At 47.0% G+C, this 9,698-nt stretch carries 5 protein-coding genes; 2 read left to right on the top strand and 3 right to left on the bottom strand.

Annotation, left to right across the window (positions count from 1 at the left end):
* Positions 1 to 362: 362 nt before the first annotated feature.
* Positions 363 to 3,515, top strand: a complete 3,153-nt coding sequence (locus ACUVJL_RS19690; protein WP_445247382.1) for a PAS domain-containing protein — start codon at positions 363 to 365, stop codon at positions 3,513 to 3,515.
* 377 nt (positions 3,516 to 3,892) lie between these two features.
* The gene (gene argZ, locus ACUVJL_RS19695; protein WP_445247383.1) at positions 3,893 to 6,007 is read left to right on the top strand and encodes a bifunctional arginine dihydrolase/ornithine cyclodeaminase; all 2,115 of its coding nucleotides are present in this window, start codon (positions 3,893 to 3,895) and stop codon (positions 6,005 to 6,007) included.
* Positions 6,008 to 6,632: 625 nt separating this feature from the next.
* Here argZ and ACUVJL_RS19700 read toward each other — a convergent pair.
* From ACUVJL_RS19700 to ACUVJL_RS19710, 3 genes are all read right to left on the bottom strand, one after another.
* Entirely contained in the window at positions 6,633 to 7,778 is a 1,146-nt protein-coding gene (locus ACUVJL_RS19700) for a citrate synthase (RefSeq protein WP_445247384.1), read from the bottom strand.
* A 233-nt stretch (positions 7,779 to 8,011) separates the two neighbouring features.
* Positions 8,012 to 8,506, bottom strand: coding sequence for a phosphohistidine phosphatase SixA (gene sixA / locus ACUVJL_RS19705; RefSeq protein ID WP_445247385.1), 495 nt, complete (start codon positions 8,504 to 8,506; stop codon positions 8,012 to 8,014).
* A gap of 67 nt (positions 8,507 to 8,573) precedes the next feature.
* Positions 8,574 to 9,698: diguanylate cyclase domain-containing protein (locus ACUVJL_RS19710; protein ID WP_445247386.1), on the bottom strand; the 1,125-nt coding region annotated here is incomplete at its 5' end.

Consider the following 9,698-nt stretch of genomic DNA (forward strand, 5'->3'; position numbering starts at 1 on the left):
GTTAGGGCTGGTTTAGTTGCCGTTTCGACTAACTGTATCTACTGCAAAAACACAACCCCGAGCCACCCGGTAAATGCAGGCAAAACCGGATTCTAGACACAGTAAAAGTTTTACTTTTAATAAAAAGTTGCTTGCTTAGCCTGTGATTTGAGAAATCTCGCCTGTTTTCTCGCTCTGCTGCGATAATTTTATCCGTAAACTTTTTTAAACGAGCCTTATTTTTGATATAATGACAGGTAATTTAGGGGTATGCTATATATAGCCGCTAGTTATGCGGATTTTCCTGAGAGTGTTAGGTACAAGTGGTAAATGGCTTTAACAATATTCCCCGATATAAAATTTGAATAGTTCGAGGATCTGCTGTGAATACAACTGACAATAAAAATCCAAGACTAGAAACACTTACACTTCAAAACACTGCCTTACAAGAAAATATTTTAATGGTGGACGACCACCCAGAAAACTTGCGTCTTTTATACCAGCTTTTGTCTAAGCGGGGATATAAAGTGCGGCCGACACGAGATGGCAAATTGGCTCTCAAATTTGCTCTCTCGACTCCACCGGATTTGATTTTGCTGGACATCATGATGCCCGGTATGGATGGCTATGAAGTCTGCGAACAGCTAAAAGCTTGTCCGGAAACCAAAGATATTCCTGTGATTTTTATCAGTGCTTTAAATGAAGTATTTGATAAAGTCAAAGCTTTTTCAGTGGGGGCGGTAGACTACATTAGTAAACCGTTTGAAATAGCAGAAGTGGTGGCCCGCGTCGAAAATCAAATGCTGCTCAGTCGGCTTTCTAAGGAAATTGTAGCAAAAAATGCCCGACTGCAAGCAGAAATAGAAGAACGCAAGCGGATCGAAGCACAACTCCGAGACAGCCAACGCTGGCTGTCGGCAGTAATTCAAACAAATCCTAATCTTTTGTACGTTTACGATTTGATAGAACAGCGAACTGTGTATATCAACCGCGAAATCTATAGCGATATTGGCTACACCATTGAAGAAACACAGCAGATGGCAGGAGCATTTCTTCCTAACTTCCTACACCCTGACGATTTGCCGGGATTCTCAGAACATATCAGCAGGATTGAGACAGCAAAAGACGGTGAAAGCTTTGAGTTTGAGTACCGAATTCAGCACAAAAACGGTAAATCGAGCTGGTTTTTGAGCCGGGATACTGTGTTTGCCAGAACAGCGGACGACAAACCTTGGAAAATCCTGGGAACTGCTACTGAAATTAGCGATCGCAAACAAGCAGAACTCGAACTTAAAACAGCTTTAGCTGCTTTGGAACGGCAAATTAAGCAAAGATTTTTGCTCGAAACAATTACTCTGGAAATTCGTTACAGCTTACAGCAGGATCAAATTTTTCAAACAGCAGCGGCCCAAATAGGCAGAATTTTTAATGTCGATTGCTGCTTGATTCACGCCTACACCGAACACCAAATTCCCCGCATTTCTAAGGTAGCTGAGTACAGAAAAACCGCGGCACAATTACTTTTAGATGTAGAAATTCCCGTAGATGGCAATCCTCACACTCAGTTTTTATTGTCCGAAGATCAACCTGTAGTTTATGACGATGTTTTTGCCGAACCCCTGCTAGAAAACGTCAGAGATTTGTACTGTCAAATAGGTTTGAAGTCGATGCTCTTCATCCGCACCTCCTACCAGGGAAAAGCCAACGGAATGATATGCTTGCACCAGTACGATTGCCCCCGCCACTGGACGCAAGATGAGATCGGATTATTGAAAACTGTGGCGGCACAAATGGGAATTGCAAGGGCTCAAGCCAATCTGATCGAACAAGATAAACAACAGCGACTTAAACTTCAACACAGCGAAGCTAGTCTAGCAGCAGCCCAGAAAATTGCCCATATCGGCAGTTGGGAATTTGATGTCGTCACAAATAAATTTACTTGGTCAGAAGAAGTATTCCGCATTTTTGGTCTTGACTCAACCGCACCTGAACCGACATTTGCCCAACTTTTACAGATGTGTCATCCCGACGACAGAGACTTGTTCCAACAAACTATCACCCACGCTATCTCACAAGGAATTTGCTATAAAAAAGAGTTCCGATTTTTGCATTCCAGCGGTCAAATACTCTACGTGGAAGAAAGGGGAGAAGCTGTTTTTAACGAAACCCGAGAAGTAATCAAACTGTTGGGAACAGTTATGGATATTAGCGAGCGAAAACAAGCCGAAGCAGCTTTGCTTATTAGTGAAGAACGTTTTTATTTGGCATTGGAAGGCAGTGCGATGGGATTGTGGGATTGGAATCTTGCTACGGGAGAAGTCTATTTTAATCCGCGGTGGAAAACTATGCTGGGATATGAAGTAGAGGAGGTAGAAAATAGTTTCGCATCCTGGGAGCAACTGGTACATCCAGAAGATTTGCCTCCGGCTAAAGCAGCGCTAAATGCTCACCTAGAAGGCAAAGAGCCGACTTACGAAAAGGAATTTCGGATGCTGACAAAATCCGGCGAGTGGAAGTGGATTTTGACTCAAGCGAAGGTGATGGAACGCGATGCTTCGGGAAATCCTTTGCGGATGACGGGCACGCATATCGATATTAGCGATCGCAAACAAGCCGAAGCAGCTTTGCTTCTTAGCGAACAGCGAGAACGAGAAAAAGCGCAACAGCTAGAACAAACTCTGGAAGACTTAAAAAAGGCTCAATCCCAGGTCATTCAAGCCGAAAAAATGTCAAGTATCGGGCAAATGGTAGCGGGAGTTGCTCACGAAATTAATAACCCGGTCAGCTTCATCTACGGCAATATTATTCCCGCCGCACAGTACGCTCGCGATTTGGTAAGATTGATCGAGATCTACCAGCAACACTATCCCGAACCAGTTCCCGAAATTGCCCAAGAATTGGCAAGAGTCGAAGTAGATTTTATCGCTGAGGATTTTCCGAGAATGCTGGCTTCAATGCAACAAGGTGCTAACCGAATTAAGCAGATCGTGTTGTCTTTGCGAAATTTTTCGAGACTCGACGAAACAGAGCGCAAAGTAATAGACATTCATGAAGGGATAGAGAGCACTTTGGTGATTTTGCAGCACCGATTGCAGTCACAGGTAAAACGTGGGGAAATTCAAGTTATTAAAAATTACGGCGAACTGCCAAAAGTCGAGTGTTATCCGGCTCAATTAAACCAGGTATTTATGAATTTACTGTCGAATGCGATCGACGCTGTGGAAGAGTCATCAGCAAACTGTACTTGCAAAGTTAACCAGATTCGCATTACTACGGAAGTCAGCAGAGAAAATCAAGTGTGTGTGCGGATTGCTGACAGCGGTTCCGGTATCTGTCCCGAAGTTCAGTCAAGGATGTTTGACCCGTTTTTTACTACAAAACCTGTGGGAAGGGGCACGGGTTTGGGGTTGTCGATTAGTTACCAAATTGTGAAAAATACCCACGGCGGTAAGTTGGAGTGTCATTCAGAAGTTGGCCGGGGAACAGAATTTGCGATCGAACTGCCGATTTCGCAAAAGTTGAAAGTTAAAAGTTAGGATAAGCTGTTATCTCATGTCCGGTAAATTAACCATAATTCTTGTAGGGGCGGGTTCACCAACAATCTCTAATATAAGCTAGAGAGGAGCTTAAACCCGCCCCGACCGTCAGATTGGGGGCAATTCAACGGAGATCGTATTAATCGTCTATCTGAACCTATTGTAGGGTGCGTCATAACCTGAAATTTTCTCCCGTATTTCCTGCAAACAGTCTGTCATTTAGTGTAATCTCATCCTAAGCGTGATATAATTAAAAGTTACCCTTTTAAGGCTCCAGACGTTCCGCTGCTACAATTAGTAGTGGATATTACAGTTGCTCTTATACAAACTCTGTCAACATACGTCTGCTGTAACGTCTACCACATTTTTACTGAATTATGACTGACTCAATTCGCTTCCTCATGTGCGCTCCCGACCACTACGATGTAGACTACGTGATTAATCCGTGGATGGAGGGAAATGTCCATAAATCATCGCGCGATCGCGCCGTCGAACAGTGGGAAAAACTCTACCACGTTCTCAAAGACAACGCGGTAGTAGACCTGGTACCGCCGGCAAAAGGCTGGCCGGATATGGTGTTCACCGCCAATGCAGGCTTACTTTTAGGCAATACCTTCGTCCTCAGCCGTTTTTATCACAAAGAACGCCAAGGCGAAGAGCCCTATTTCAAAGCATGGTTTGAAAGCAAAGGTTTCACCGTGCACGAACTCCCGAAAGACTTGCCGTTTGAGGGCGCTGGCGATGCTTTGCTCGATCGCGAAGGACGCTGGTTGTGGGCCGGATACGGCTTCCGTTCCGAACTCGACTCGCACCCGTTACTAGCAAAATGGCTCAACATTGAAGTGCTTTCGCTGCGTTTAGTTGACGAACGTTTCTATCACCTAGACACCTGTTTTTGTCCTCTGACAGGCGGCTATTTGCTCTACTATCCAGCAGCATTTGATTCCTACTCAAACCGCTTAATTGAAATGCGGGTACCACCAGAAAAACGCATTGCCATTGAAGAAGCAGATGCCGCTAACTTTGCCTGCAATGCCGTCAATATTGACAAAATTGTGGTAATGAACAAGGTTAGCGAAGCCTTGAAAACGCGCATCACTAATGCCGGTTTTCAAGTAATTGAAACGCCACTGAGCGAATTCCTCAAAGCCGGCGGTGCTGCTAAGTGTCTGACGCTGCGGGTAACGGAACCGGTGCAAGAAGATCGATCGGCAAACGTGATGGTAGAAAGCCGCACAATTCGCATGGAAGGTCACTTGCTCGATGCTGGTTTAATCAGTCGCGCTTTAGACTTAATTATCGAAAACGGCGGCAGTTTCCAAGTTCTCAATTTCAATTTAGGAGAGCAGCGGCAAAGCACATCCAGTGCGGACGTTAAAGTTTCGGCGCCTTCCCACGATGTGATGGAAGAAATCATGGGACTGCTGATTGACTTGGGTGCAGTACCCCCGCCGCAAGAGATTTGCGACGCTATTTTAGAACCGGTAGTGCAAGATGGCGTCGGCCCGGATGACTTTTATGTGAGTACGATTTATCCCACAGAAGTGCGGGTAAATAACCAGTGGGTGAAAGTGCAAAATCAGCGGATGGACGGTGCAGTTGCTATTACTGAAACTGCCGATGGCCCAGTGGCTAAATGCAAATTACTGCGAGATTTAAAAGTAGGTGAAAAAGTCGTTGTAGATGTAGTGGGTATCCGCACCATCCGCAAAACAGAATCGCGGGAACAGCGCAATTCTCAAGAATTCAGCTTTATGTCGGGCAGCGTTTCTAGCGAGCGCCGTGTAGAATTGGTGGTGGAACAAGTAGCGTGGGAATTGCGCCAAATTCGCGATCGCGGTGGCAAAGTTGTAGTTACGGCGGGGCCTGTTGTTATCCACACTGGCGGTGGCGAACATTTAGCCCACTTGATTCGTGAAGGTTACGTACAAGCGCTGTTAGGTGGAAATGCGATCGCAGTTCACGACATGGAACAATCGAATATGGGAACCTCTTTAGGGGTTGACATGAAACGCGGTGTTGCTGTGCGCGGCGGACACCGACACCACTTGAAAATAATTAACACTGTGCGGCGTTACGGGAGTATTGCAAAAGCTGTTGAAGCAGGCTTGGTTACTAATGGTGTGATGTATGAGTGCGTAAAGAACAATATACCGTTTTCTCTTGCCGGTTCGATCCGCGATGACGGGCCACTTCCCGACACGCAAATGGATTTAGTTAAGGCTCAAGAAGAATATACTGAGCTGTTACGGGGTGCAGATATGGTGTTAATGCTGTCGTCTATGCTGCACTCAATTGGTGTGGGAAATATGACGCCGGCTGGTGTGAAGATGGTCTGTGTGGACATTAATCCGGCGGTGGTGACGAAATTGAGCGATCGGGGTTCGATCGAATCTACTGGAGTTGTTACCGATGTGGGATTGTTCCTAAGTTTGTTGGTGAATCAATTGGATAAATTGACCAGCCGCCATCATGTAACTCAATCTGTTTAGATTCTACTCTTTACCAGGCATAGTTTCGCTTACATCGGTTCCTAGGCTATGCCTGGGAACCACTTAATTTAGCCGTAGGAATTGCTTCGTCTACGGTCAAGAACTGTTGAGTGTTGAGTGTTAAGTGTTGACTGTTGAGTGTTGACTGTTGAGTGTTGACGGGCGGGTGGAAAAACTCAATGGTTGAGTGTTAACTGTTGACTCGATTTTATTATTGTGATGCAACCGGAAACGATATATAGCGGTTCTCAAAAAAGTGAGGTATGCCCTATGCCCTATGCCCTATGCCCTATGCCCTATGCCCTATGCCCTATGCCCTATGCCCAGTCGTACCTCATCTTTCGCTCGAAAGGCTATAAGTCTCAAGGAAAAATCGAAGTTTGTTTTGCAATAAAAAGCCTCAGACTCGCAAGTCTGAGGACCGGACTTCCTGAAAATCGTCACTTCTTACCATTGTCGCCCACCAACAGCACAACATACAACAGGGGTGCAACCCAGCACGGCACCTTTTGGCAGACAGAGCTTGCTTCGTGACTCGCAACGCGAAAGCAATTTTTAATTCAACACTTCACGAAAGCAAAACAATTCCTCTCCCCATTTAGATATCTGGGTTGATAATTGTGCTTTAGGATGGGGGCCTGTCCTCGATCGCAATATAAGGAGCACCGTGAGTCCCCGTATATATTTGAGTAGGGCGGTAAATGCGGTTTGCCTCTAGCTGTTCCTTCCAGTGGGCCAACCAGCCGGCAACGCGGGCGATCGCAAAAACCGGTGTAAATAAGTCGATCGGAATTCCCATTTTTCGGTAAACCAGACCCGAATAGAAATCTACATTTGCATAAATTCCTTTGTGACCCAATTTCTCCTCAACCACTTCTTCCAACTCGACAGCAATGTCGTAATAATCGTCGCGGCCGAAGTTCTCAAACAACTGTTCCGCTAACCTCTGAAGAATAGTTGCTCTGGGATCTTTCACCTTGTAAACTCGGTGACCGAAACCCATGATTTTGTCCTTATTTGCAACGCTCTTCTCGACAAAAGCCCGCACATTTTCTACAGAACCAATTTGCTCCAACATATCAATCACTTCTTCATTAGCTCCCCCGTGCAGCGGCCCCGCCAAAGTGCCAACTGCTGAAGCAATCACTCCGTAAGGGTCTGTCAGCGTCGAAGCTGTTACCATTGCCGAAAATGTAGAGGCATTAATTGTATGTTCAGCGTGGAGAGTCAGACAAGTGTCAAAAATGCTAGCTAACAGCGGATCCGGTTCTTGCTCGTTGAGCATATAAAGAAAGTTAGCCGAGTAGTCCAAGTCATCCCTCGGTCGCACCGGGTCATTTCCCCGTCGCATTTGCTGGAACGCAGCTACCATTGTGGGAATCTTAGCTAGCAGCCGCACTACAGCTTCTCTAATGTATGCTGGGTTAGCCAGAGCTCTGCGGGAGTAGAACAAGCCCAGGGCGGCCGCTGAAGCTTGCAGGGCGTCCATTGGATGTCCTCTTTCTGGAAAGCATTTCATCATGTCCCGGATGCGATATTTGATCCGGCGGTGATAGCGAATTTCATGCTCGAAAGCTTCGAGTTCTTCCTTTGTCGGAAGTACCCCCCAGATTAATAAATATGAAGTTTCCAGAAAGGAACTTTTCACTGCCAGTTCCTCGATGCTAATCCCGCGATATTCCAGCAACCCTTTTTGTCCATCGACGTAGCTAATGCTGGACAAGGTGGCGGGAACACCTTCTAAACCTGGTTTGAATTCGCCGACGACCATTGCGATACCGTTTTGTGTGAGTTCAATCTACTAAAAGTACATTAGCAGAAACGAAGATAGTGTCACAGTCTTGACAAATAATCATTTAATTGCGGTTGAGAAACCGGGTTTTTTAACACGCGGGCCCGATCGCACGCTGCGTATTTTCGCCCGTTTTTCCCGGTTTCGCCGTCCGAGAATGCGGGTTTAAGAGGGCTGGCGCGTCCTGTTAATGTCGGGGCGGTTCGCTGTTTCTAGCGCAGCAAAAACTTGGGCGCAGTTAGCCAAAACATTTGGCTGCGGCCCACTGGGGAGCCGGTTTCCGGGAGGATTAAGCCGATGATACCTGCTTTTTTGAGAATGAGGGCATCTTGCGATCGAGCCCAAAGCAATGTTTCTGCCCAGTGGCCTAAGTCTGGTTGGTGGCCCACCAGGGCCAAGGGTCGGCTACCTATTTCCTGCCACTGTTTGTACCACTCCAGCCAGTTCCCGATGTCTCCTGAAGGTGCGAGGGCGCCGGATTCTTCTATTTTGGAACTCAAACCGACTGTTTGCAGGATTTGGGCGGTTTGCTGCGCCCGCAGTAGGGGACTCGTGAGAATCAGGTCAAACTGAATTTCGAGTTCGTACAGTCGCTGGGCGATTTTCCGGGTTTTACGCTCGCCCTCTTTCGTCAGCGGGCGTTCTGAGTCTGTATCGTATTCTTCGGGCTCGGCTGCGATACCGTGGCGGATCAGGTAAATGACCATATATCAATACTTCCAGGCATTTTATCCCGTTTTTTTAAGAGCAGTCGAGGATATACCTAGCTTTTGCCTATTCTACAACTGTATTGAAATCTGGCGCTGTCATCTGGTTGGCGCATCTGTAGCGATCGCGCCCTTGTCGCTTCGCATCGTACAATGCTCGATCGGATGCAACGATCAGTTCATTCGGCGATTTTTCGCAGCAGGGAACCATGCTAGCAATTCCCATGCTCACAGTCACGATCGAGCTGACATCAGATTGCTCGTGAGGGATTGCCAAATCTCGGATTGCCTCTCGGATCGACTCAGCAACCGCCATCGCCCCTGCAGCATCCGTATTCGGCAGTAGGGCAGCGAATTCTTCGCCCCCATAGCGCACAAACAAATCGGTAGAACGTTTAACTCCGGCTGCTGCGGCTTTGGCGACTTTCACCAAACAAGTATCCCCAGCTTGATGTCCGTAGAAATCGTTATATCGCTTGAAATAATCTACATCCAACATAATCAACGAAAGCTGTTGTTGGCCCTGCATCAGTCGCTGCCATTCCGACTGCAATCGCTCATCAAAACAGCGGCGGTTTGCTACTTGTGTTAACCCATCTGTCGTAGCAATTAATCTTTCTTGTTCCGCCCGGTATCTGAGCATCTCCTCAGCCTGCTTGCGTTCTGTAATATCAGCAAAAGTCGTCACTACTGCATAGGGTTGAGACTGATTGAGATGGAACAGCGGCTGCGAATTCATCGAAATCCAAGTCAGGGTTTTATCCGGTTTGTGAACGCCCATCACCACATTTGATAGCGGTTTTCCCGTCTGTAGGGCGATCGTTGCCGGATGCTGTTGGCCCGGAAACGGTTCGCCATCCTCCCCAACCGTTCGCCAGTCTAAATCTACGGATGTGCGCCCCATCATTTGTTCGGCGGTCAGCCCGAGAATCCTTTCGGCACTCGCATTGCAGGCAGTAATTTGTCCGTCTGCTAGCTGGAGTACGACGCCTTCTGCCATGCTCGCAATCACAGAACGATACCGTGCCTCGCTTTCGAGCAATTGACTCAGGAGAATGTTTTTGGCATCAAACTCTGAAGCCAGATGCAGGCTGCTTGCCAGAAACCCAGCCATCAGTTGTAAGGTCTGGATGTCTGACTCTGTAAAGCTAGAGGGTGTCGCTGAAACAACTTTTAAGACACCAACCCGATC

Source organism: Microcoleus sp. OTE_8_concoct_300, assembly GCF_031383065.1.
Taxonomy (GTDB): Bacteria; Cyanobacteriota; Cyanobacteriia; order Cyanobacteriales; family Microcoleaceae; genus Microcoleus.

What these genes read in the sequence shown, in the direction of transcription:
- ACUVJL_RS19700 (WP_445247384.1), bottom strand. Translation starts at nt 7,778, where the DNA reads ATGGTCGTCGGCGAATTCAAACCAGGTTTAGAAGGTGTTCCCGCCACC.
- sixA (WP_445247385.1), bottom strand. Translation starts at nt 8,506, where the DNA reads ATGGTCATTTACCTGATCCGCCACGGTATCGCAGCCGAGCCCGAAGAA.
- argZ (WP_445247383.1), top strand. Translation starts at nt 3,893, where the DNA reads ATGACTGACTCAATTCGCTTCCTCATGTGCGCTCCCGACCACTACGAT.